Origin of the sequence: Sporosarcina sp. FSL K6-1508, assembly GCF_038007465.1 — a bacterium.
Classification (GTDB): domain Bacteria; phylum Bacillota; class Bacilli; order Bacillales_A; family Planococcaceae; genus Sporosarcina; species Sporosarcina psychrophila_B.
The window spans coordinates 4616455-4641595 of the sequence record NZ_JBBOXF010000001.1 but is presented as its reverse complement, the minus strand read 5'-3'; the positions used below and the strand labels follow the sequence as shown (position 1 = coordinate 4641595).

The following is a 25141-nucleotide window of genomic DNA, read 5'->3' as shown; positions in this document are numbered from 1 at the left end:
GGATAACTAAATTAGGGTTTGCCCTGATAGATTTGTGGATTGTTATGACCAACTGTAGAGGAGCCATGACTAACTCCGAAAAACAGCCCCAATCATCTGGGGAAATTTAGAAAATAGGGCTGTTTCAGTTACATGATCATCTGCCAATCGGCCAGTCAAATGGCGGTGAACCTGGCGGTGAATGTTTCAGTATATCGATTACGGGAATCGTATAAGCGAATAGAATCAGACCAATCGTAATCGCAATCCACAAATACCAGTTTTCAAGAATCTTAGGTGTCGGTTCTGCATTTACTTCCTCTTCAGCAATCGGGAATTCTTCAACGCCGCGCGGTGCAAAGAACGTCAGCTGAATGAAAATGTAGACCATCAAGATAATTCCGATGAAAAGGATCGTTCCCCCGACTGCCTGTGCAATTTGGTAATTAATCCACGTTGCAACTTGTTCGCCGCCCGCATACTCAGAGAAGTTAGATCGACGTGGTCCGCCGAGTAATCCTTGGATATGCATGGCACCTGACATGATTGTCATACCGATCGTCCAGATAAAGGTCTGGATGATTCCGAGTTTATTCAACTTCGGTGTCAGTCTTCTGCCTGTCAAATGCGGGACAAGCCAATACGTAATCCCGAAAAACGTAAGAATAACTGTCGTTGCTGCAGTTAAATGGAAATGCCCCGTAATCCATATTGTATTATGAACAAGTGCATTCATCTGGTGGGAAGCATTAACGATACCACCGGCACCTCCGGGAATGAATGCCACCATTCCGATGAACGGAGCAAGGAAGCGGACATCTTTCCAAGGAAGCTTCCTAAACCAGCCGAAGAGGCTCTTATACCCTTTCTTACGACCTGTTAGTTCAAATGTAGCGAAAATCGAGAATGCTGTCATCAATGAGGGAATAACAACCATGAATGTCAGCACAACTTGAATGAATTTCCATGTCGGATCAATACCCGGTTCTGTTAACTGGTGATGAAATCCGACGGGAATTGAAAACATCAGCAACAGAATGAAGGCCATTCTTGCAAGTGAATCGCTGAATAGCTTCCCGCCAATGATTTTAGGAATAATGACATACCATGCCATGTAAGCAGGGAGTAGCCAGAAATAAACGAGCGGATGTCCAAAATACCAAAATAATGTCCGACTCAGCAGAACGTTAATCGTTTCAGCATAGCCCAGTGACCAGGGGATGAACTGGATGATGACAGATGTTGCCACCCCGATGGTAGCAATGAACCACATCAGCATATTGATTGTAACCATGAATGCAAGTAATGGTGATTTCTCGCCTTTATGTGCTTTCTTCCATACATAGAGCTGACGGAAGTTGACGAACGCTGCAATCCAGCTGCCAATAATAACGAAAGCGAGGCCAAAGTAAAATGCAGGATGTGCTCGCAGTGGTGCATAGAACGTATACAATACGGATGCTTCTCCTACAAGAATCGTAGTCGCTGCCATAACGGTCCCAACGACCATAACCCAGAATGATAGCCAGGCAATTTTCCTTTGTTTATCCGAGATACCAACTGTTTTTCCCATGAGCGAAAACTGAAATCCGATGATGAAGAAAGTTGTCAAAACGAGACCGAGAATGACGCCGTGGACAGTCAGGATTGTATAGTAATTGATGTTGAAAGGCAATGTGTATTTGCCGGATCGCGCGAGTGTTTGTAATAGTCCCATCAGGCCTCCCACAAGGAGGGCTATATAAGTCACGTACATAAATGCCATATATAATCTGGAATCCTTTTTAGAAAGCGGTAATTGATTTGTAGTCATTATTCATACACCTCCACTGTTCCGTACATCTGGTGGTGACCGATGCCGCAGTACTCGTTGCAGACAATCGTGAATTCGCCCGCATTTTTCATAACCGTTTCATATCGGCTGATATGACCAGGTTCGACCATCATGTTGACATTTGTTCCAGCCACTTGGAAGCCATGGACAACATCTTTTGTTGTAATTTGATAAAGAACAGTGGAACCTTTTGGTACGCGAATCGTTTTAACAGTATTGCCTTCTTTGTCCTTGCCGAAATCATAGTTGAATGCTGAAGCGACAATATTGACGATGTATTTGCCATCAGCCACTTCACGGATACCTAGATTTTCAGGCTTAAATGCGTCATGTGCTTCAACATTTTGTGGATCGATTGTTTCAATATGACTTTGCGGATGAGTTCCTTTCCAGAAAGCAGCAAAGCCGATAATAAGTAGGAATAGGACAAGTGAAGCCATTCCGAAAACAAGCCAAATCTTTTCAAACTTATGCAAATTCATATGTATCCCTCCTCACGTAAGTATTATCTAGATAGAAATAGTGCATAAAAACCGAACCAAGCTACCAGAATAAAAACACCTAACAACATGACAGCAATGAAAGTCCCTTTCAAATTAGAGGAAGAATCATGATGACTGGGCTGATGTTGCTTTGGATTTCCTTTTCCCATTGGTGCACCTCCTTTTCGCGGCGAAGTGAATTCGTCGTCTTACCTTTATCATAGTCACAAGGAGTATTATGGGAATTAGGGAAAACCCTATGCCTTTAGATAGGGGGTCTGATGTCACAAATTGGTCACGCATTCTTCATACTTTTGACGAAATCTATTGTCGGTTGTATAGAGTAAAGTTTCAGTGACATGGAATGTACAAGAATTAATCAGGTAATCGCCATGTTGAATTCCCTTAAAGTTGACCAGACTGTTTCAAGAAATTACAATTAAGCGAGAGCAAAATCTTAATGAAAGTTGGTTGATCCATATGAAAAATCTAAAACTTATAAAAGTTGAAAGCCCCACACAAGGCGCTGAGCAGGTTTATGAAATTATTAAAGATGAACTTGAAAGTGGACGTCTAAACGTTCTTGGCTTGGCGACGGGAAGTACGATGGTGCCTATTTACGATAAATGGATCGAATCAGATCTTGACTTTACAAATATTGTTACTTTTAACTTGGATGAATATATTGGAATCCCGGCATCGAGCCCGAATAGCTATGCCTATTTTATGAATGAACATCTTTTTGATAAAAAGGAATTTAGAAAAACGAATATTCCAGACGGCATGGCGGAAGATTTGGCGGAAGAATGTGAAGCTTATGAAGAACTTTTACAAGAGTATCCACTCGACCTCCAATTGCTTGGAGTAGGGGAGAATGGGCATATCGCTTTCAATGAACCGGGGACATCTTTTGATTCAGTCACTCATGTAGCACGTTTAACTGAATCGACATTGGGTGTGAATAGCCAGTACTTTGAAAATGATGAAAAGATTCCAGAAACGGCTTTAACAATGGGAATCAGCTCGATTCTCGGTGCGAAAAAGCTGGTTTTACTTGCATTTGGTGAGAAAAAACGCGCAGCGATTACGAAATTGCTTGAAGGCGATGTTACTGTTGAATGGCCGATTACGAAATTGCTTCGCCATGATGATGTAACTGTCATTACGGATCTTGAAATTTAATGAAGAAAAAAATAAAGGTGAGTGCCTACAGTTAGTAGGCACTCACCTTTATTTAAATTGGTACGCTTAGTTAAAGATTTCATTGAATACCGCTTGAGCTACCGCACTAGTTTTTTTAAGCTAAAAAAATGTCCATTATTATAGAATGAACAAAGTGTTTCCCAGGGTACACGCTTTGGCGCTTGTGGATGCCTCCCATGAAGACGCGCCTTCGCTGGATGGTCAAGTTGAGAAAGCGCATTTCGTTTTCGGGGATGAGACCTGCAACCAGGCGTGCCATAAATCGATTGAATGTGATCAACGAATGTTCCAATACATGAGGGATGCATTAGAAATCCTGCTAATACCGCTTCGGCGCTTTGTGGATGCCTCCCACGATAAGCCGGAAAGGAAAGCACTTTCAGTCTTATCGCTCCGGCTACCACGAAGTCGCGCCTTCGCTGGATTGTCTATGCGAGAAAGAGCATTTCGTTATCTGTGATGAGATCTGCAAACTGAAGTGAGTCTTTCTTGAATCTAATTATATATGTTGAACTATTGAATCTGGTGTATAAAATGAGCGAAGGCGCATATTCAGGGGGAGCCGAAGCTATAAGAATGGCGGCAAAGCTGCTTGGCTTAGGGGAAGCCACTGAAAAAGTTCTTTTTTTAGTAAGAACTAGTTGATTGTAATGGAGAGCGGCGACTCCGCAGGAAAAGCGTTAGCGTTGGGAGCACGAGGAAATGATGCCTTAATTTTTTCCAAAAACGCAGAAATACGGCCAATCGAACCCTTCGTAGTTCGATTGGCTGAAGCTGTGCCCGCGGAAACATACTAACATTAGTAGCACAAACCATGGCCATGGTTTGTGCTACTATTTTTTATGGTAGAAGTGAAGCGAAGTCGTGCGGACGCTGGAATCTTTGAATTCGTATAAGGAAACCGACTCACTTCACATCCTTATTTGAATCAGTTTAGTATGTTGGATCTTCGAGATCGTGTATAAGAAAGTGGAATCGATAAGGCAATGTGAAGGCTTCTATGAAACATAAGAGGAGGATGTAGGATGAATAATGTAGTTGCTTTTGACGTGAGTATGGGAAAAAGTACAATGGTGGTGTACGATCACAATCAACATTGCCGATTCGAGGGCGAAATGGAACATACAGTCACTGGGTTCATGTGGCTAAAAGAGAAGTTGAACAATTTGAAAGAACAATCTGGCAGAACACCTGAGATCGTGTTTGAAGCTACCGGGGTCTACTCACAAGGACTGGAACGCTTTCTTAAGGAGGAATGTTATCCATACAAAAGGCTAAATCCCCTACAAGCGAAGCTGCAAATGGCCTCTATGCGCAGAAATAAGACAGACATTAGTGACGCACATGAGTTAGCCAAGTCCCATTTTAAGGTTGACCGTGAAGAAACGTATGTCCAGGAGGCCTACTTTGAACAAATGCGTGCGTTGGGGCGTTACTACGACGATGTCGAGAAAGAGATTCAGCAGTATGCGAATCGATTACACGCCTTTCTACAGCTGAGTTTTCCAGCACTGGAAAAGGTGTTCTCCAAAAGGTCGGTCTTGTTTTTAAATGTGGTTCAATTGTATCCCCATCCAGATTGTCTAAAAGGTCAGTCAAAGGAAGAAATTGCGAAAAACATCAAACAAGCCACTTATAAGCACCTCTCGATTCACAAAGCAGAAGAGAAAACGATGGAACTGCTCATTGCCGCAGAAGACACGTATCCAGCTATCAAACAGGACGATGTTCGGTGCCTGCACTTAAAAGAAGACGCAGCCCGTATAGCAGAGCTAAGACAAAAGAAGAATGAAATCATTAAGCAGATGGTGGCACTCTCCAAAGAACGTGTAGATTTCCAAGTACTTGTATCCTTTCCGGGCATCGGAACACCTACAGCAGTCCGGCTTATCGCAGAATTGGGGGATATCCGTCGCTTCAAGAATCCGAAACAGGTAAATGCCTACGCAGGAATTGATATCCAACGGTATCAATCCGGGAAGCTGCAGTACCAGGATCGGATAAATAAGCGAGGGAACCGTAGGTTGAGAAAAATCCTATATTTCATGGTGATGTCCATGATTTCTTTGCGACAACGAACGAAGAATACCATTGTAGACTATTATGATCATTTAAAAAAGCAACCTCAGAGGAAACCTCATAAGGTTGCGGTCATAGCTTGTGTGAATAAGTTCTTGAAAGTCGCATTTCACCTTATTCAACACAGAGTCCTTTTTGATTACGAAGCAGCCCAAACCAGTTCGTAATAAGGATATCCAAACTATAGCACAGAAGACCTTTCGAAAAAATAGATAATCGTCAGGTTTATTTGTGCTACTTAAATTCTCTAGCGGAGACCCCACGTATTCCTATCCTTTCTTGATTTCTCTCTTGTTGCTTGTAGTGGAAGCGCTCGACTCCTGCGGGAATAGCATGAGCCTTGAGACCCCGCAGGGAGCGAAGCGGACGAGGAGGCTCAAGCCATGCCCGCGGAAAGCGAGCGCTGGAACGAAAAGCAATTGCCTTGGGCTATTCTTTATTCCCCCACCAATTTTTTTAGAAATTACTTGACTAGAGGTAAGAAAGCGTCTGCTTGGAAAGGAAATCAACGGGATTGAAGGAAATCGTACTTTTTCAGCACCCTTACTTAGGGCGGGAGGCATCCCCTAGCGCCGCAGCAAATTCGATGGGAGTCTTTATTTCAGCATATATAGTAGAGAAGATTTGAGCAACCAAAATTGTATCTTTGGAGAGTAGCGAAGGAACGGTCACCATATCATTACCGAAAAAATGTATAGGGATACGACTTTGTCGCATCCCTATACATCAAAAAATCTCGGTAATGATATAGATGTCATTTTCATCTAAAGCGATCCAAAAGCATCTGTACACAGAACACCCAAGTTATTTTACCGGTTCTTTTGGTTAATCAACATGTGTGAATTTACTTATGTTTATCCAATGCACCAAAAGTAGATCGGATTTCTTCAATTTTATCGCCACGTTGCTGTTCTTCAAGTAATACTCGTTGATCTTCATCGATTTGTTCATTTAAGAGGTCAGAGGGTGGGACTTTGTTTTTCGTTATTCTATCTTCTCCAACGGGACTCCGTTCTCGGTCTTCTGATACATGGAATCGGCTATCTTCTTGAATGGGTTCGTAATCACCTGCGGCAGGGTCAAGAAAAGGATCGCGGATATAACTTCGGCCGGTAATTTTTTTCTCGATTTGTTCGTTACCTACCCAGTGACCGGCTTTTTCTTGTGTCTCAAGAAATGTTTCTTTCGTATCTTCCGAAAAGTCATCTTCGTGTTTCACTTCAATCGCCTCCCATAAAATAGATGTTATATAACTAAATTCCCTCTCTTATAAACTATAAACCTTATGAAAAAGCTATTATGTTTCAAAAAACTACTTTATTGCGTTTTGTGTAACGACCTTGTTACACAACTGTAATATAAGGGGTGTTTCAAACATGTTAAGGTTGTAACAGATAGTTTTTCAGATAAATTAAGCCATTGGGGGAACACATGAAACTTACATTTACGATGAAAACGACAATTACGATTATTGCAATGTCATTTCTATTACTAGTTGCACCATTCACGGGACAAGCCGAAGCTTCATCTAAAACGGCTGCTATTTCAAAAACAGCAACAAGTCTTATAGGGGTTAAGTATAGTTACGGAGGCACAACAACAAAAGGATTTGACTGCTCAGGGTATGTCTCATACGTCTTTAAGCAGAACGATATCCACGTGTCACGTACAGCAGCTAGCATGCACGCATCAGGTACAACTGTTAATAAAGCGAACTTGGAAACCGGAGACCTCGTATTTTTCAATACGTCAGGCAAAGGGGTTTCGCATGTTGGCATATACATAGGTGATGGTAAGTTTTCACATGCATCGACATCAAAAGGTGTACGTGTTGATAAGTTAAATGATCCTCATTATTGGGGCTCGCGCTACGTAGGTGCAAAACGCATCACGGGCGTGAACTCAATCGCTTCAGCGAAATAAAAAATGACAGTACTAAGCGTCCTGATGAGGGCACTTGGCGCTGTCATTTTTTAATTTTTTTATAAAAAAGGCTGCATACCCGAATCAGGTAGTAACTGATTTGGATATGCAGCCTTTTATTGATATATAGGAAATTAGATAATCTGATTCTGTGAATAGGTTACCATAAAGTGATTTGCTGTCTAGGCCCCTGGCATCGAATGCTCAGAGGATCAGAAGGAAGGGGTACGATCCCTTCTATAGTAGCCACATTCGTTTTTATTTTTAAGCGTTTTGTTGTGGTACACGAACTGTCCAACGTGACAAGTCAGGCTCTTCTTTTTGAATCAGTTCTTTTGGATAGATGAATGTCCATGGTTTTGAAGTGTTGGCTTTCACAGAAAGTGGATCTAGAGCAAATGAACCACTCGCAACTAGATCGCCGGATGCATCAATTAGTTCAAGTGGAAGCTTCTCGATATTGATTTGTTTCGAGTGACCGTTACGGATAAATACAGATGCTGCGATACCGCCGTCATCCTGCTGTTTCACTTGGAATCCGCTAATATTTACTTCACGCGGTTTTAATTTCGGAAGGCCTTCGACGACTTTTTCTAGTCCGTTTTTTTGCTCTTCCGTTAAACCGTCTTCCCATGCTTGTTCCAATTCCAGTTTATGAGGCACCATTGACTGGACATTGAATGCTAGTTTCCAGTTTTCCGTAGGCGGCTGTTCCGCAAAGATATTATCTTTTGTGAAGACGAACACCCATGGTCTTGCACTGCGTGCCGGGATATCGCCGAGTTCTTTCAAATCGAATTCATCGGATGCCAGCGTTTTACCTTCTTCATCAAGCAACATTAATTCAACTGATCCGACAGAAATCTGTTGGTCAAGTGAAGAACGGAAAAATGCTTTAACGAGCCAGCTGCCGTTTGCGGGCTCGACGTCGATATCGATTCCGGAAAGGGAAATTTGGTTCGGTTTAAGTGGTTCAAGTTCATTTGAAAGGAAGCGGAAAACGTACTCTTGCTCCTGTGGAACTTTCCATTCTGGATGAAGAGAAAGCGTAGTTTCGACCTCATCGGTATTTGTCGATGCATTTACACCGTCAATGATTTCTTCGGAACCGATTGTACTGTCTGACCCAGTTTTTTCGGTTTTCTTAAAAAATGAGAAAAGTTTCATTGTTGTGCCTCCTGTTGTTGTTCCATAATGAGTTTCATAAAGCCGATAACTTCAGATGCGATACTACGGCGCAGTTTTTGGTAATGACGACCGAACAGTTCCAGTCCTTCACGCTGATAGATACGCATCGGGTCTTCTTGTCCGTACGAACGAAGTCCAATGCCTTCCTTGAGGCGTGTCATAACTTCCAAATGCTTGACCCACATTGCATCAATATGAGATAGCATTACTTGGGGAATCATCTGATTGATTTGCTCATTGTCTGCAAATGAATCAATAAAGTTCAATAAATCAGCGAGTGGTGCTTCATATAGTTTTAGCACTTCTGCCGTTTTTTCAAGCGTATGCGGAATTGAGACAGGTTCCAATAACAAGCTGTTCATTGTGCGTTCGATGCGCTCGAAATCCCAGTTGACTGAAGGTTCTTCATCAGGACAACTATCGAAGACAACGAATTCAACCGTTTCAGAAAGCATCGTTTTCAATTGATCCAGGATGCCTTCGCGGTCCATAACGTTATTACGAAGCGTGTAGACGACTTCTCGCTGATCGTTGATGACGTCGTCAAGTTTTAAGTTGTATTCACGCATCGAATAGTGAGCGCCTTCTACGATGCGCTGCGTCCGTTCTGTCAGTTCATCCACTTCAGGATTCTGCACGAGACCGTCTTCGTTTGTCGTCACTTTCTTGAGGAACTTCTCAAGCTCATCTTTGGCGAACCGTTTGAACATATCATCCTCAAGAGAAAGGAAGAAACGGCTCTCACCATGATCGCCCTGGCGCCCTGAACGGCCACGTAGCTGGTTATCGACGCGGCGGCTTTCATGCTTTTCAGTACCGAGTACAAAAAGTCCGCCGATTTCTTCGACATTTTCCCCGAGTACAATATCAGTTCCTCGTCCAGCCATATTTGTAGCGACTGTAATTTGACCGAGTTGTCCAGCCTGCGAGATTAAATCTACTTCCTGCGCAACACTTTTCGCGTTCAGCAAGTTGTAGTTGAGCTTATATTCGTCTAAATACTCGACCACTTTTTCCGATTGTAAAATGGATGTGGTACCGACGAGAACCGGTTGTCCTTTTTTATTGCGCTCAGCGACTTCTTTTGCCATCGCTTTATATTTTTGCTCAACTGTTTTGTATACTTGGTCTGGTGAATCAATACGTGCGCGTGGGCGGTTTGTTGGAATTTGAATGACTTCCATGCCGTACACTTCGCGGAATTCTTTCTCCTGCGTTTTCGCCGTACCGGTCATTCCGCAAAGTTCTTTATACATCCGGAAATAGTTTTGGATTGTAATTTGTGCTTGTGCTTTGTTTTCCTCAGTGATTGGCAGACCTTCTTTTGCTTCGATTGCCTGGTGAAGACCGTCGGAAAGTGTGCGCCCTTCCATAATTCGTCCTGTAAACATATCGACAAGTTCAATCTTGTCTTCCTTAACGATATAGTCAACATCACGTTCGAAGATGACATGTGCACGCAATGATTGAATCATGTAATGATAAAGGGTTTGATGTTCTAATTCGTATAAATTATCGACGCCAAATGCTTTTTCCACTTTCTCGATTCCTGTATCGGTAAGTGAAGTTGCTTTTGTTTCATCGTCAAAATCAAAATCGACGCCTTTTTTGAATCGTTTTGCAAGACGTGCGGCAATGTAATGAAGATCCGCATCCGCTTGCATTTTACCCGCTACAATAAGGGGAGTTTTTGCCTCATCTACGAGAATACTGTCGACTTCATCAATAATGGCGAAATGATAGGGACGCTGAACTTTTTGGGCTACTTGCTGCGCCATATTATCGCGCAAATAGTCGAATCCAAATTCAGTTCCTACCCCGTACGTAATATCAGCATTGTAAGCGGCTTGTTTTGCCGGACCTTGCATCATTGGTACATTCAGTCCCACTGTGAGGCCAAGAAAACGGTGAATTTGACCAATCTGTTCATAGTCACGCTTTGCTAGATAGTCGTTTACTGTAATTACGTGGACGCCTTTACCTTCAAGTGCACGCACATAAGAAGGCAGGGAAGCGACTAATGTTTTCCCTTCGCCTGTCGGCATTTCAGCAATGTTTCCTTCTGTCAGTACAAGTCCGCCAATGAGTTGGACATCGAAATGACGCATACCAAGAACCCGTTTGGATGCTTCGCGTACAACAGCAAACGCGTCCGGGATAATCGATTGAATTTTCTCCCCGGATTGGATTCGATCCTTGAATGTATCTGTCATACTTATCAGTTGTTCGTCTGACATAGGCTCATATGTAGCTTCTAATTTATTTATTTGCTGGACAATCTTGCGGTATTTTCGAAGTTGTCGATCGTTCGTCTGATTTGAACGTTTGAATATTGATAGCATTGGATGAACGCTCCTTTTTTCCGATCCCTTTAAAGGACCCGTCCCCATTTTACCAAAAAGAATGGGAAATGACTACCTTGAGCTGAAATCTACATATATAAGGAAGAAGATATGGGATAGCTCGGGGGAGATGAGGGAAAGATAAGAACAAGAATAGAAGTACTCAGAAGAAAGAGTTTTCTAGTAAAGTGCTTTACTCTTCTAACTATGCTATAATACTGTTGGTTTGATAAAATAGCGTTTTATTATAAGGAGGAAGGACATGTTATTCCTTGCAATGGCTGCTGCATTTCTAGCGTCCATCTTACTTACTCCGCTTGTCATTAAATTGGCATTCCGGATTGGAGCGGTCGATCGCCCGAATTACCGGAAAGTGCATGCATCTGTTATGCCGCGTATTGGCGGCCTTGCTATATTTGGTGCTTTTTTGATTGGCTATGCGATATTACTTCCGTCAAATGAACATGCTGCTGGAATTCTTGTAGGCGCTTTTATTATCATCGTCATGGGTTTCCTCGATGATATGCTAGAAATTACCGCGAAAGCGAAACTTGCTGGTCAATTGGCTGCAGCTGTTATCGTTGTCGCATGGGGCGGCTTGCATATTGAAGTTATTAATTTACCGTTCATTGGCGAATTTGATTTTGGTTACTTAAGTATCCCAATTACAATTATTTGGATCATCGGCATCACAAATGCCATAAATCTTATAGATGGATTGGACGGACTTGCGGCGGGTGTATCGACGATAGCACTTATTACAATTGCTGTAATGGCGATGATAATGGGAAATGTATTCGTTGTTGCTACGGCTTCGATTCTTGCGGCAAGCTCACTCGGTTTTCTATTTTTCAATTTTCATCCCGCAAAAATCTTTATGGGGGACACCGGTTCCTTGTTCCTAGGCTTTATGATTTCAGTTCTGGCATTATTAGGATTTAAGAACATTACAGTCGTCTCATTGATTATCCCGGTTATTATATTGGGTATCCCAATTTCTGATACATTTTTCGCGATTGTTCGCCGAATACGCACAAAACAGCCTATTATGGCTCCGGATAAATCACATTTACATCATTGTTTATTACGCAGCGGTTTTTCACATAGGCAGACTGTTTTGGTCATTTATGGATTGGCGATTTTGTTTGGAATTGCAGCTGTGCTGTTCTCACAAGCGACAGTATGGGGGGCGATTCTGCTTATTGTAATTATGCTGATTGCGATTGAACTATTCGTTGAAGTAATTGGTCTAGCCGGCACAAACTATCGTCCGTTGCTAAATCTTGTACGGATGATCGGGAAGTAATACATCCTTTTAAAGTTAGGCAATAAGAAAAGTGCTTAATGCGTGAAGTCTAGACACTGTTCCAGATTTAAAAAACTTATACTTTCTTAATTTCACAGAAAAAATGGCCATGCTCCTTTACATTAAGGTAGCATGGCCATTTTTCTTTGAAATATGTATGTTTGGAAATAAAAAAGAACCAGGTGTATTTTTTACCTGATTCTTTTTGTATCAGTTAGTTAAATTATCTTCTAAAGCTTCTTCACCTGAACCAGTCATGGTCGAACTGCTGTCAGTTAGACTGGATGAGTCGGGGATGAGGCCAAGATGTGACTGCAATATTTTCTTCACTTCAGCTAGATAAGGCTCATCTAGCTTCCAGTAGTAAATACCCGTGGACATATCATCGTAGCCTTTCAAACTGAGTGTATCAACTTGTGGCATACCGCCTTTAACATATTCCAAGAACGATTTCATTTCATCGAACGTCATGTCGGTTTTCATGTTGTCACCAACTGCATCAATGACATCGCCATATTTTGTTACTGATTTCACTGAGACGACTTCTTTCATAATTGCCTGCAAAATCATTTGCTGGCGTTTCCCGCGTTCGACATCGGTATCGAGTTTACGTGTCCGTGCAAGTGCAAGTGCGTGTTTACCGTCAAGTTGCTGTAAACCTTTTTTGAGTTGTATCGTGTATTTATCATTTTCATCTTTTTCAATTCGATCGTATGGGACTTCAGCTTCGATACCGCCAATTGCATTGACGACGTCAATGAATGCGTTAAAATTCATCTTCACATAGTAGTCGACTGGGATTTCGAATAATTCTTCAATTGTTTCAATTGCTGCACGGGTTCCACCGAATGCGTGGGCATGCGTGATTTTATCCCTGTACTTGACTTCGGGAATATAAACATATGAATCACGCGGAATGCTGACCAGTTTCACAGACTTATTTCTTGGATTCAACGTTGCCAAGAGGAGTGCATCCGATCGGCTGTTGCTATCACCCTGATGACGTGCTTCACTGTCATCGACACCGATGAATAAAATGGAAACATTGTCACTTGCAGGCTCGACTTTCACTTCGCGAATTTCAGATTTAGGTCGGTCGGGGACAACTTCATATGCACGAACTGCCGCATTTTCTGCTTTTTTCTGTAAGGAAGCAGCATAGGCCGCAACAACAAGAAATAAGGAAAGCGTAAGAAGAAGCGCAACTTTTATAGCTAAGCGTTTACCAGACGATTTCTTCTGTTTCTTATAATCTTTTCTTTTCATTTCTAGTTCCTCCGGAATCGGCTATGTAAAACTTCCCTTTTTTCATAGCTGATCATATAATTGACACAACTTGTCAAAGAGCAAAGACAACATTACGGGTTACAAGGCTTCGTGACATAAATGACCACGATCTTTCCTATTATACTATTTTTTTAGTTAGCTGTCGAATTCGAGAAATTCGCTAGAGGCCGACATAATTCCCGCCTGTCCATTCGTCAGCTCAGCCATCCATGCTGTGAAGGTCTCTGCTTCCGCCACCGGAACGTACACGAATAGATTAACACCATCTGAATAAGAAATTTCTTTTAGTGGATAAGGGGATTGTCTTATTTCATTTTCGACTTTTCCAAGCCATGTATAGTCTATAGTTACTTTCATCAAATAATGAAGTTTTCTTTCGACGGTACATGCGGCTGCAATGCCTTCAGTCGTTGCGCGGCCATACGCACGAATTAACCCACCGCCACCGAGTTTGATCCCTCCAAAATAGCGTGTCACGACGACGACGGTATCTTTCAGTCCTTGCTTTTTCAACACTTCAAGCATGGGTACACCCGCGGTTCCCGTCGGTTCACCATCGTCATTTGCCTTTTGGATGTTATCGTGCTCGCCAATCATATAGGCTGAACAATTATGATTGGCATTATGATGTCTTTTTTTAATATCTTGAATGAAGTCAAGGGCCTCATCCTCCGTTTCGGCACGTTTCACGAAGGTAAGAAATCTGGATTTTTGGATAATCAATTCACTCTCTCCATAATTTTTCACTGTAGTATAATCTGCTCGCATTTGCGGCACCTCCATTACTTGTAATACAATCTTAATATCAAGTGGGTACTATGATGCTATAATAAACAAAGTGCGGAAGGAAATCATTATTCCTACAACACTCCTTATTAGTATATATGTCAATTTTCGGGCCTGTAGGCGGGAGGGAACTTATTGAAGGAAAATACAATCGATATCCAAACGCTTGAAACCATCTTCAATAGCATGGTCCGTGCTATGGATCATTCAAAGAACGATATCTTTATTATAAGTGAACAAAGCCGTCGAAGCTTTGAAGATATGAAAAATGAACTTACAATAGTCAAAAACGACATTTCCCGGGCAATAACAGAAGGTGACTATTTGGAAGATATGACGCGTCATTCCCGCCGAAGACTTGCAGATGTTTCAAAAGACTTCATGAATTTTACAGAAGAACAAGTTAGAGAGGCTTATGAAGTGGCAAATGACTTGCTTGTCCGACTATCCATTAACCGGATGGAGGAGAAGCAACTTCGCGCCCGCCGGGATGACTTAGACAGACGTCTTGTAGAGCTACTTGAGACAATCGACCGGGCGGATCATCTTGTCAACCAAGTGGCAACTGTCATTAACTATTTGACAACGGATTTAAAGAATGTTGGCGAGGCACTTGAAACCGCAAGGCATAAACAAGAATTTGGCATTAGAATTATCCAGGCACAGGAAGAGGAACGTAAAAGACTATCTCGCGACATTCATGATGGACCTGCACAAATGTTAGCAAATGTGTTGATCCGTACCGGATTGATTGAAAAGGTTTATGTCGAAAAAGGGCCTGAACCTGCACTGGGTGAACTGGCAGACCTTAAGAGCATGGTGAGAAATGCGCTCCATGAAGTCCGTCGTATCATTTATGATCTCCGGCCTATGGCGCTTGACGATCTTGGTCTGATTCCGACATTGAGAAAGTATTTATCGACAATCGAAGAATACGAAAAAGGTGTCGAAATTCATTTTCAAAACATCGGACAAGAATTGCGTTTTCAAACGAACTTCGAAGTGTCGGTATTCCGGCTTGTGCAAGAATCCGTTTCAAATGCATTGAAACATGGGAAAACGAAGGACATTTGGGTGAAAACTGAATGGCTTCGCGATATAATGAATATTATCGTCAAAGATACTGGACAAGGATTCGATCAAAATGAAGTGAAAGATAAGTCATTCGGTTTGATTGGAATGCGGGAACGGATTGAGTTGTTAAAAGGCAAGATGACAATAATTTCAACGCCTGGCAATGGCACGATAATCCATTTCCAGATTCCACTTCAGAGTGAAATAATTGATGACTAGATGCATGGGGAGGAAATGACTATGACTATTACAAAAATATTAATTGTAGATGACCACCAATTATTCCGTGAAGGGGTAAAGAGAATCCTTGATTTTGAAGATTCTTTTGAAGTTGTTGCCGAAGGAGACGACGGCGGCGAAGTGAACGAACTTTATAGGCAGTGCGAACCGGATGTTGTCCTCATGGATATTAACATGCCGCGCATGAATGGTGTCGATGCGACTGAAAATCTTGTTAAAGAGTTTCCTGACGCAAAGGTAATTATGTTGTCGATTCACGATGACGAATCGTATGTATCGCATGCACTGAAAACAGGTGCACTCGGTTATATGTTAAAAGAGATGGATGCAGATGCGATTGTTCAAGCGATTAAAGTTGTTGCGTTGGGCGGTTCATACCTCCATCCGAAAGTGACGCATAATCTCGTTACAGAGTTCCGCAGATTAAGCGAACGTGAACATAAAGGATCGTTCCAGCAAAATGATATCCGTCGGCCGTTTCACTTACTTACTAAACGTGAGTGTGAGGTATTGCAACTGTTGACAGATGGGCAAAGTAACCGGACAATCGGAGAAACGCTATTCATTTCTGAAAAAACAGTCAAGAATCATGTCTCAAGCATTCTTCAGAAAATGGCTGTAAATGACCGAACACAAGCGGTTGTAACTGCGATTAAAAATGGTTGGGTCGAAGTGAAATAAATTAGATTTTGTTCAAAAAAAGGAGAAAGGCCTTCCAGTTGGAGCGGCCTTTTTACCTGTTCGGGAGGAAAAAAGATGAAGAAGATGATTGTCCCTATAAGTATGTCAGTCCTTTTACTGCTTGGTGCTTGTGGTAAGGATGAAGGAGGCCCTGTTGAAACGGGCTCTGTCAATGACGGTGAAGCAACAAATGAATACGGCTCGATCAATCATGGTGTGGATGAGAAAAAAGTGGGATTCAGCTTGTCGGGAGAGACGATAGAAGAAGCGTCTGGTGTTCCGGCTGATGAGAAAAAACAACTTTTAGCTGTACTTGACAGGAATATGGAGACATTGAATAAGCAGGATCTCGATGGCTATTTGGCCACGCTGTCAGCGAAAGACTATGATCTTGAGGAAGAACGCGCCTTTATGGCAGACCATTTCAAGGAGTATGAGCTAAAGCGTGAAGTATCGAATGTAACTATTGTGAAATACTCTGATACGGAAGCCCAAGTATTTTCAAATTTGACGACAACGTATAAACAATTGTCCACAGGTCTTGTAACGAAGCCGACTGGCAGACAAGTGACCGTATTTACGAAAAATGACGGCGACTGGAAAGTGGCATCCGTGCATTACATTGGTGATGATGGAGAGAAACAAGAGTGAAATTATGTAGGACTTCCGGCTTTTTGGCCGAAAGTCTTTTTTTGTTCCAAGAGCTATTAAAATCTCGTACTATGGATAACCTGCGAAAGATGATAATTCATGTCCAGTATCTAGCGCTTAGGGCTATAGGATACAACTCATGCAATGAGTGGGATTGAACTTCATCCCTCATTGGGCAATCCTCCTCCAAGTAAAAGCATAAATTCCATAAATTTGTAGGTTGTTTTTTCAATGATGCGGGCATACAATAGGTGTGCGAACTAACGTTCCTACTTGGAGAGAGGAGTGACTATAATGCCTTTAATTCCTGCGGAGGCATTGCCGTATTTTGAGAACATGATTTATTTGCCGATGCTTCTTATTATATTAGCGAGAGATCGGGAATCAATTGAAAAAGGTTCATTCAAACTGAAAGGCCCTTATGTCAAGCTTGTTGACGAAGCTGCAAAGTTTGCACGGATCGAACTGAAGAAAACTAAAATCTATTTACGTCGCCATAACATGAAAGTCATACGGAGGAAAACGGACGCCACCTTCACCGAGTATGTTTTTATGCACGGCGGCTATGAAGATCACAGACGCTATTTGAACGTCCGCCTCCGCAATCGGACAGAAGAACTGTTAGGCATATACTTTGCAATGGCCGAAAGTTAAGTCAATCGTCGTCCTCAGTGTCATTATAATCTTCAAACTCTTCAAAGACGGAAGGTCTGTTTAGCTGTCTTTGTTTCTTCAAGAAGTTTTTTTCGAGAAGAGTAGCGACTGCATATTGACGGTACATAGTCGCGGCTGAAATATTCACCTTGAAAGAACGATTATTTTCTAAATGGATAATAGAGTCCATATTGTCTTGCTCTATATTTTCGATTGCACTGTAAGAAATCCAGACATTCTGTTCAGAAGCTGGAGACATGGTAGGTAGGAAGATATAAGGTACCCCAAAGTCATGAGCTACGATAATCGGAGTTTTATGTCGTTTGCCTAGCGCAAGTTTCGCTGTATTTGTTGAATTTTGCAAAGAACCTCCATAAAAATCGCAGGACTTTCTAACAATGTGGATGGGCTTTCTTGGAACACTGAATTCGCCGTTTCGTTCGACGACATTTGTTGAAATTTTATTCCCTTTGATTACAGGTTGTAACATAAACGTGTCGAAGGAAACAATGTAATTTCCATTTTCATTCTTTTTCCCCAAATTAATGCACCCCTTATAATTTTTAGTCTTAAAATCACATTATAAGTCAGAAAATTATAAATGCAACCATTTTGTTGGTTAATATGTACTATTTTGTCTGTTGGTTCCATTAACCTGTCGAATATACAGTTTTTTGGGGCTGAATTAAGCGGTCTTTAATGGGTTTACAGGACTTTTTATGATTGACCAATAGTAAAAAGGCCTTCTCACCTATTTAAGTGAGAAGGCCATCATTTTCATAAAGAATAAGAAATTATAAGTTTTTCAAGCTAATCAGGCGCTTGCGCTTTTCTTGTTGTCTAGCTCGAGCGCCTTTAGCTTAAAGCCTTCCAGCACTTTTCTTATTTTTGATAATCGATTGCTGCAGCCCCGAGTGTTTTTGCGGCCAGAAGCATTGCGCTTTCATCAAAGTCGAATTTCGGATGATGATGCGGATAAGGATGCTCCGGTTTTGCACCTGTGAAGAAAAACGTGCCAGGTACTTTTTCCAAATAGTACGCAAAATCTTCGCCACCCATTTGCGGCGTTGATTCGACGACAGATTCTACGTTAAGGATGCTTTCTGCTACAGTTTTTAGAAATTCCGTCTCAGCTTCGTGATTGACAACGGCAGGATATCCGCGTACATATTCAAAATCAATGGTACAGTCATTTGCAAGTGCAGTTCCGTCAATGACACGTTTCATCTCACGTTCCATTAAGTCACGAATTTTTGGATTAAATGTTCGGACTGTACCACCCAATGTTGCTGAATCGGCTATGACATTGAAAGCATTTTGTGCGACAAATGATCCAATGGATAATACAGCGGAATCGATTGGATTGACGCGTCGGGAAACGAGTTGCTGTAAATTCATAACCAGTTGGGCACCGATGACAATGGCATCTTTCGTTTGATGTGGAGCTGCACCGTGACCGCCGGCGCCTTGAATTATAATGTCAAAACGGTCGGCGGCTGCCATGACAGGACCGGTTAAATATTCGATTGTCCCGGAAGGTGTCAACGACCATAGATGCGTTCCGAAAATGACATCGACCCCATCGAGGCAACCGTCTTCAATCATCGAAATAGCACCGCCTGGGGCATACTCTTCCGCATGTTGGTGGATAAAGACATACTCACCGGTAAGGTCTTCTTGCAACTCATGAAACGCTTTTGCAAGCTGGAGGAGCGTTGCCGTATGCCCGTCGTGGCCACAGGCATGCATGACACCGGGAACAGTCGATTTATAGGGTACATCTTTTTCATCTTGAATCGGTAGGGCATCAAAATCTGCACGCAGTGCGACTGTCTTGCCTGGCCTTCCGCCTGATACCCGTGCTACAACTCCATTACCACCAACCCCTTGCTGTACTTCAATCCCAAGTTCAGCATAAAAATTATATATATATTGCGCAGTATTTTTTTCCTTGAAAGATAGTTCAGGATTCATGTGAAGATGACGGCGAATAACGACCATATCCTCGTAAGCGCTTTCAAGTTTTTCGAATAATTGCTCTCTCAATCGATTACCCCTCTCTAAATGCCACTAGTTTGAATGTTTCTACTTCATTATAGCAAACATTCGATGAGGGACAATGGTAGGGCAGAAAAAATAACCGTGTCCTGCAGCAACAAAGAGGGATGAAGTTCAATCCCGCTCCGCTGCATGGCTTGCTTTATGCAGGCCTCAGTTCACGCGTTTGTGTACTTACTCCTTTGTTGTATAAGTTGTTACATAAGGAGCGCTTGAAAAGATATGGGGTGTATTGTCGACCCCAGTTTCTGAATTTGGTGAGTGGGCCTTGTCGAAAGAGGAGGAGTTTTTCCACCTTGTATAATGGGCGCTCTCGGACCATTCTGTCATCACGATATAGGTGTCGGAATCGAGTGGACGGAGCAAACGGAAAGCAATAAAACCGAGTTCAGAATCAATGGCACCCGCACGTTCTGCAAAGCGATGTTCGAAAATGGGACGCCCTTCATCCGTGACAGGAATATTATTGAAAACGAAATAGCCGTCATCTTGAAGCGTTCCGGACGTGCCGATTACTTCGTAGCGGCGTGGTGTTTGAAACACCGTTTTCCCTTCTGTTTCATGCAACAGAAGGGAATTGCCTTGTCCATGCATGGCAATCAGACCTTCCGCCGCGTACTTTTCTTTTAAAGTAATCATAAATTCAGGTGTACCGGATGTCATATAAATATTCATTTCCAAAAAACCTCCTTACAGTTCTTATCTATCTATTTTCCCCTATTTGAGAACTTAAAACAAACTTTGACGAAATGATGGCAAAAAAATAGAAAGTAAGCACAATTGTATGAATAACGGGGCTAAACGCTATACTTTGCAGGGAGAAACGTCTATATTAAGTACGGATATGTAACACGGAAATAGTTAATTTAGAAAGAGGGAATAGACTAAATGACAAAATTCAATGATACACTTTTGCGCGCTGCGAGAGGCGAAAAGATTGATCATACACCTGCCTGGTATATGAGGCAGGCAGGCCGTTCACAACCGGAATATTTGAAAGTCAAAGAGAAATACTCTCTTGAAGAAATCACACATCAGCCGGAACTTTGCGCATATGTAACGAAGCTTCCAGTCGATCAATACAATGTTGACGCAGCAATCCTCTACAAAGACATCGTCACGCCATTACCTGGAATTGGTATCGATGTGAAAATCAAAGCGGGTGTCGGTCCGGTTATCTCGAATCCTATCCGCACTGTTCAAGATGTCCACAATCTTGGTGATTTATCGCCGGAGGATGATATTCCTTTCGTTCTTGAAACGATTAAAATACTGACGAAGGAACAACTGAATGTTCCGCTTATCGGCTTTGCGGGCGCTCCATTTACACTTGCGAGTTATATGATCGAAGGTGGTCCTTCGAAAAGCTATAACTTGACGAAGTCATTTATGGTATCTGAGCCGGAAGCATGGTTCGCATTAATGGACAAACTGGCGGATATGACGATTACGTATATTACTGCACAAGTTAATGCGGGTGCAAAAGCTATCCAGATCTTCGATTCGTGGGTAGGAGCATTGAACGTTTCCGATTACCGAATCTTCATCAAACCAGTAATGACACGTATTTTTACAGAACTGCGTAAATTGAATGTTCCACTGATCACATTCGGTGTCGGCGCAAGCCACTTGGCAAACGAATGGCATGACTTGCCTGTAGACGTTGTTGGTCTTGACTGGCGCCTGTCCATCAAAGAGGCAGGAGAACGCGGTCTAACGAAGCCGTTGCAAGGGAATCTTGATCCGTCATTGTTGCTTGCTGATTGGAATATTATCGAAGAACGTGCAAAAGTAATCATCGAGCAAGGCGTGGAGCATGGCAACCACATTTTCAATCTTGGCCATGGTGTGTTCCCAGACGTGAAACCAGCAACTTTGAAAAAACTAACTGAATTTGTTCATGAATATAGTGCACAGCTGCGTAAATAACGTGCTGATCCAAACGAAGAGGTGAATGTTATGACAAAGAAACAAATGGGACTTTTAGTGATGGCTTATGGAACTCCGAATAAGGAAGAGGATATAGAATCGTATTATACGCATATCCGGCACGGTCGCCCGCCAGCACCCGAACAATTGGAGGATCTTCGCAATCGTTATGAGGCAATTGGTGGGATTTCCCCGCTTGCTAGGATTACCGAAGACCAGGCAAATACGCTTTGCAATCGTCTGAATGAAGTGCAGGATGACATTGAATTTAAGGTCTATATCGGGTTGAAACATATTGCACCATTTATTGAGGATGCGGTAGAAAAAATGCATGAAGACGGTATAACAGAAGCGGTCTCAATTGTACTGGCACCACACTTCTCGACGTTTTCTGTCAAATCATACAACGGTCGCACGAAAGAAGAGGCCGACAAGCACGGCATCGCAATTACTTCTGTCGAAAGCTGGTACAAACAGCCGAAGTTTATTGAATACTGGGCTGATAAAGTACGCGGTACATACGAAAGTATGAGTGATGAAGAACGGGCGGGCGCATGCCTGATTGTGTCAGCGCATTCCTTGCCTGAAAAGATTATTGCGAACGGCGATCCATATCCGGAGCAGTTGAAAGAGACGGCTGATTTAATAGCTGCGGCTGCAGGTGTGAAAACCTACGAACTAGGCTGGCAAAGCGCAGGGCAAACACCTGAACCATGGCTTGGCCCGGACGTTCAAGACTTGACGCGTGACTTGCATAATGAAAAAGGATATACAACATTTGTGTATACGCCAGTCGGGTTTGTTTCCGACCATCTCGAAGTACTATTTGACAACGACTATGAATGCAAAGTCGTTTGTGATGAAATCGGTGCTTCCTATTATCGCCCCGAAATGCCGAACATCGATCCGCTATTCGTGGATGCGATGGTAGCAGCGGTATTCGAAAAGATGGAAGAAGCCTAATATGATTGAAAGAAAGAGATGATGGACATGAACGGACAAAACAAGAAAGTCGTCATCGTCGGGGGAGGAATTACGGGCCTCTCCGCGGCGTTCTATATGCAGAAAGAAGCACGCGAAAAAGGCCTCCCGCTCGATGTCATCCTTGTCGAAGCATCGAACCGACTTGGCGGCAAGATCCAGACAGTGAGACGAAACGGTTTTGTCATTGAGCGTGGTCCGGATTCATTCCTTATCCGCAAGAAAAGTGTAGGTGTCCTTGCAGAAGATCTCGGCATCGAAGGAGATCTAGTTAGAAATGCAACAGGACAAGCGTACGTACTTGTAGGGGGCGAACTGCATCCAATTCCAGGCGGATCGGTTATGGGGATTCCTACGAAAATCGGTCCTTTTTTGAAAACAGGATTGTTTTCATGGGCTGGAAAACTGCGCGTAGCCGGTGATTTTGTTCTCCCGCGCTCAAGCGTCAAAGGCGATCAGTCGCTCGGCGGTTTTTTCCGAAGACGTTTTGGCGGTGAAATCGTTGAGAACTTGATCGAACCATTACTATCAGGCGTTTACGCAGGCGATATCGACCATATGAGCTTGGAATCGACATATCCACAGTTTTACGCAGTGGAAAAGAAACACCGAAGCCTTATTCTTGGGATGAAAAAAACAACACCGAAACAAGTGCCGCAGAAGGATGGACACGGCGCTAAAAAAGAAGGCGTCTTCCATACGTTCCGCAATGGGCTTGAAACAATTGTTGAAGCAATGGAGCAGCAACTTGAACCGGACTCCGTCATGAAAGGCGTCCGGATTGATGCAATCGAGGGACCAGAAAGTGCCGGAGAAAAAACGGTTCTTGAAATGAATGACGGCCGAAAAATTGAAGCAGATGCAGTTATTCTCACGACGGGGCATGAAATGGCGGGCCGCTTGTTCGCGCCGCACGGATTATTGCAAGATCTGAGAGAAATACCGACAACATCTGTTGCTACAATCGCCTTGGCTTTTCCTGAAGAACATGTAGTACAGGACAAAGAAGGAACCGGTTTCCTTGTCTCGAGGAGCAGCGATTATTCAATTACAGCATGCACATGGACACATCGGAAATGGCCTACGACAACGCCGGATGGAAAGGTACTTATCCGTGCATTTGTAGGCCGAGTAGGCGACGAAGCGATTGTCGACTTACCTGATGCTGAAATCGAGAAGATTGTTCTTTCGGACCTCGGTAAAATCATTGAAATAAAAGGAGAGCCGGATTTCACGGTTGTCACCCGCTGGAAAAAAGACCGGCCGCAATACCGGGTTGGCCACAAACAGCGAATTGCAGAAGCACGTGCGGAACTTAAGTCGAAGTTTCCACAAGTGAAATTAGCCGGCGCATCTTATAATGGCGTCGGATTACCCGATTGCATTGATCAGGGAAGAGCCGCGGTGAAAGAAGTGCTGGACGATTTATTTGATTGAGAAAAGTGCCGAAGCGGATTTACAGGAATTCTGAATGTAAACTTATTATAGATGATAAAAAAGTCCGCCCTTGGGTGGACTTTTTTGTTGGATAAAGGGTATGTAAGATACATAGAAGATTATCGAAAAGAGGAATAGATATGAAAAGATACATATGGGGACTAATTTGTGCTGTGTTGCTATTGACGGGTTGCACCAAAGGAGAAGCAGAGGAAGGGCTAATGCCAAGTGATGATTTTCTCATCATCGCCCATCGTGGCGCATCAGCTTATGTGCCGGAAAACACGCTGGCATCTTATGGATTGGCGGAAGAGCTTGACGCCGACTATATTGAACTAGACATACATTTGACAAAAGACGGACAACTTGCCGTCATGCATGACGCAGATATATCCGGTACGACAGAAGCCAACGGGGAAATCGGTGCATTAACACTCGCTGAGTTGAAGGAACTCTCCGCGAACTTTCGACGTGAGGATGAAAAGAAAAAAGCTGTAGATGGTCCATCCGAAGAATTTGCAGTGCCTACACTCAGTGAAGTGTTCGGTCAATTCGGGAACAATATGAATTTCATCGTAGAGTTAAAGGATCCGAAAGACTATCCGGGAATCGAAGAAAAACTGGTCGATGCATTGAAAGAGTATGACATGATCGGATTTGATGAGGACAGCCATCCGAAAGTGGCAATCCAATCTTTCAGCAAAAAAGGGTTAAAACGTGTGCATGAATTAAATGCAGATATCCCGCTTTTACAACTCATTTCATTTGATGAGGATGAAGAGGCGAAACTGTCAAAAAAAGAACTGGATGAACTGTTGACATACGCATCAGGGATGGGTGTAAGCTATGAAGCATTGACGGCGCCTTTTATAAAGAAAATGCATGAAAAAGGGCTCGCAGTTTACGCGTATACGATTATCGATGCTGAAACAGCGTTACAACTGAAAGCAATCGGAGCAAATGGCATTCACACAGACCGTCCTGACATACTGGATAAGTAAAGAAAAACAGCCGCAGAGATGAAATC

25 protein-coding genes are annotated in these 25141 nt (G+C 42.8%); 14 read left to right on the top strand and 11 right to left on the bottom strand.

Annotated features, from left to right (window positions below):
- Positions 1-136 precede the first annotated feature (136 nt).
- Genes MKZ11_RS23650 through MKZ11_RS23640 form a run of 3 tightly spaced genes read right to left on the bottom strand, consistent with a single transcriptional unit; the run spans position 137 to position 2465 of the window.
- Positions 137-1792, bottom strand: a complete 1656-nt coding sequence (locus MKZ11_RS23650; RefSeq protein WP_340796791.1) for a b(o/a)3-type cytochrome-c oxidase subunit 1 — start codon at positions 1790-1792, stop codon at positions 137-139.
- Positions 1792-2295 carry a cytochrome c oxidase subunit II gene (locus MKZ11_RS23645; RefSeq protein ID WP_340796790.1) on the bottom strand — a complete coding sequence of 168 codons (504 nt, stop codon included), beginning with the start codon at positions 2293-2295 and terminating at the stop codon, positions 1792-1794. The genes MKZ11_RS23650 and MKZ11_RS23645 overlap by 1 nt, the downstream gene beginning before the upstream one ends.
- 23 nt (positions 2296-2318) lie before the next feature.
- Positions 2319-2465: a cytochrome c oxidase subunit 2A gene (locus MKZ11_RS23640; protein ID WP_340796789.1), complete on the bottom strand. Its 147-nt coding sequence runs from the start codon at positions 2463-2465 to the stop codon at positions 2319-2321.
- A gap of 310 nt (positions 2466-2775) precedes the next feature.
- On the opposite strand from MKZ11_RS23640, the gene MKZ11_RS23635 reads away from it, so the two are divergent.
- The 4 genes from MKZ11_RS23635 (at position 2776) to MKZ11_RS23620 (ending at position 5744) form a co-directional block, all read left to right on the top strand.
- Entirely contained in the window at positions 2776-3477 is a 702-nt protein-coding gene (locus MKZ11_RS23635) for a glucosamine-6-phosphate deaminase (RefSeq protein ID WP_340796788.1), read from the top strand.
- A 154-nt stretch (positions 3478-3631) separates the two neighbouring features.
- Positions 3632-3958, top strand: coding sequence for a hypothetical protein (locus MKZ11_RS23630; RefSeq protein ID WP_340796787.1), 327 nt, complete (start codon positions 3632-3634; stop codon positions 3956-3958).
- Between the two features lie 181 nt (positions 3959-4139).
- Positions 4140-4295, top strand: coding sequence for a hypothetical protein (locus MKZ11_RS23625; protein WP_340796786.1), 156 nt, complete (start codon positions 4140-4142; stop codon positions 4293-4295).
- Between the two features lie 228 nt (positions 4296-4523).
- Positions 4524-5744, top strand: a complete 1221-nt coding sequence (locus tag MKZ11_RS23620) for an IS110 family transposase (protein ID WP_340796785.1) — start codon at positions 4524-4526, stop codon at positions 5742-5744.
- A gap of 677 nt (positions 5745-6421) precedes the next feature.
- Here MKZ11_RS23620 and MKZ11_RS23615 read toward each other — a convergent pair.
- Positions 6422-6796, bottom strand: a complete 375-nt coding sequence (locus MKZ11_RS23615) for a hypothetical protein (protein ID WP_340796784.1) — start codon at positions 6794-6796, stop codon at positions 6422-6424.
- Between the two features lie 212 nt (positions 6797-7008).
- On the opposite strand from MKZ11_RS23615, the gene MKZ11_RS23610 reads away from it, so the two are divergent.
- Positions 7009-7500: a C40 family peptidase gene (locus MKZ11_RS23610; protein WP_340796783.1), complete on the top strand. Its 492-nt coding sequence runs from the start codon at positions 7009-7011 to the stop codon at positions 7498-7500.
- Between the two features lie 264 nt (positions 7501-7764).
- On the opposite strand, the gene MKZ11_RS23605 is transcribed toward MKZ11_RS23610, so the two are convergent.
- Positions 7765-8667 (bottom strand): accessory Sec system S-layer assembly protein, encoded by a 903-nt coding sequence (locus tag MKZ11_RS23605; protein ID WP_340796782.1) that lies wholly within the window; start codon positions 8665-8667, stop codon positions 7765-7767.
- Positions 8664-11030 carry an accessory Sec system translocase SecA2 gene (gene secA2, locus MKZ11_RS23600; RefSeq protein WP_340796781.1) on the bottom strand — a complete coding sequence of 789 codons (2367 nt, stop codon included), beginning with the start codon at positions 11028-11030 and terminating at the stop codon, positions 8664-8666. The genes MKZ11_RS23605 and secA2 overlap by 4 nt, the downstream gene beginning before the upstream one ends.
- 262 nt (positions 11031-11292) lie before the next feature.
- Here secA2 and MKZ11_RS23595 point away from each other — a divergent pair, with 262 nt between their 5' ends.
- The gene (locus MKZ11_RS23595; protein WP_340796780.1) at positions 11293-12336 is read left to right on the top strand and encodes a glycosyltransferase family 4 protein; all 1044 of its coding nucleotides are present in this window, start codon (positions 11293-11295) and stop codon (positions 12334-12336) included.
- Positions 12337-12546: 210 nt separating this feature from the next.
- Here MKZ11_RS23595 and MKZ11_RS23590 read toward each other — a convergent pair whose 3' ends face one another.
- Together MKZ11_RS23590 and MKZ11_RS23585 are read right to left on the bottom strand one after the other, a co-directional pair.
- Positions 12547-13602, bottom strand: coding sequence for an LCP family protein (locus MKZ11_RS23590; protein ID WP_340796779.1), 1056 nt, complete (start codon positions 13600-13602; stop codon positions 12547-12549).
- A gap of 156 nt (positions 13603-13758) precedes the next feature.
- A complete protein-coding gene (locus tag MKZ11_RS23585) occupies positions 13759-14391 on the bottom strand; it encodes a YigZ family protein (RefSeq protein WP_340796778.1) in 633 nt (210 codons plus the stop codon).
- Positions 14392-14544: 153 nt separating this feature from the next.
- On the opposite strand from MKZ11_RS23585, the gene MKZ11_RS23580 reads away from it, so the two are divergent.
- From MKZ11_RS23580 to MKZ11_RS23565, 4 genes are all read left to right on the top strand, one after another.
- Positions 14545-15702 carry a sensor histidine kinase gene (locus tag MKZ11_RS23580; protein WP_340796777.1) on the top strand — a complete coding sequence of 386 codons (1158 nt, stop codon included), beginning with the start codon at positions 14545-14547 and terminating at the stop codon, positions 15700-15702.
- A 27-nt stretch (positions 15703-15729) separates the two neighbouring features.
- Positions 15730-16404, top strand: coding sequence for a response regulator transcription factor (locus tag MKZ11_RS23575; RefSeq protein WP_340797100.1), 675 nt, complete (start codon positions 15730-15732; stop codon positions 16402-16404).
- Positions 16405-16479: 75 nt separating this feature from the next.
- Entirely contained in the window at positions 16480-17055 is a 576-nt protein-coding gene (locus MKZ11_RS23570; protein WP_340796776.1) for a nuclear transport factor 2 family protein, read from the top strand.
- Between the two features lie 294 nt (positions 17056-17349).
- Positions 17350-17709, top strand: coding sequence for a hypothetical protein (locus MKZ11_RS23565; protein ID WP_340796775.1), 360 nt, complete (start codon positions 17350-17352; stop codon positions 17707-17709).
- Position 17710: 1 nt separating this feature from the next.
- Here MKZ11_RS23565 and MKZ11_RS23560 read toward each other — a convergent pair whose 3' ends face one another.
- The 3 genes from MKZ11_RS23560 to MKZ11_RS23550 all read right to left on the bottom strand — a co-directional run bounded on the left by MKZ11_RS23560 (position 17711) and on the right by MKZ11_RS23550 (position 20442).
- Positions 17711-18250: a competence protein ComK gene (locus MKZ11_RS23560; protein WP_340796774.1), complete on the bottom strand. Its 540-nt coding sequence runs from the start codon at positions 18248-18250 to the stop codon at positions 17711-17713.
- 341 nt (positions 18251-18591) lie between these two features.
- A complete protein-coding gene (locus MKZ11_RS23555; RefSeq protein WP_340796773.1) occupies positions 18592-19755 on the bottom strand; it encodes an amidohydrolase in 1164 nt (387 codons plus the stop codon).
- A 186-nt stretch (positions 19756-19941) separates the two neighbouring features.
- On the bottom strand, positions 19942-20442 hold the full coding sequence (locus MKZ11_RS23550; protein WP_340796772.1) for an antibiotic biosynthesis monooxygenase family protein: 501 nt from the start codon (positions 20440-20442) through the stop codon (positions 19942-19944).
- A gap of 213 nt (positions 20443-20655) precedes the next feature.
- Here MKZ11_RS23550 and hemE point away from each other — a divergent pair, with 213 nt between their 5' ends.
- From hemE to MKZ11_RS23530, 4 genes are all read left to right on the top strand, one after another.
- A complete protein-coding gene (gene hemE / locus MKZ11_RS23545) occupies positions 20656-21696 on the top strand; it encodes a uroporphyrinogen decarboxylase (RefSeq protein ID WP_340796771.1) in 1041 nt (346 codons plus the stop codon).
- Between the two features lie 30 nt (positions 21697-21726).
- Positions 21727-22659, top strand: a complete 933-nt coding sequence (hemH, locus tag MKZ11_RS23540; RefSeq protein ID WP_340796770.1) for a ferrochelatase — start codon at positions 21727-21729, stop codon at positions 22657-22659.
- Between the two features lie 27 nt (positions 22660-22686).
- Positions 22687-24114, top strand: coding sequence for a protoporphyrinogen oxidase (hemY, locus tag MKZ11_RS23535; RefSeq protein ID WP_340796769.1), 1428 nt, complete (start codon positions 22687-22689; stop codon positions 24112-24114).
- 140 nt (positions 24115-24254) lie between these two features.
- On the top strand, positions 24255-25115 hold the full coding sequence (locus MKZ11_RS23530) for a glycerophosphodiester phosphodiesterase family protein (RefSeq protein ID WP_340796768.1): 861 nt from the start codon (positions 24255-24257) through the stop codon (positions 25113-25115).
- Positions 25116-25141: the final 26 nt, after the last annotated feature.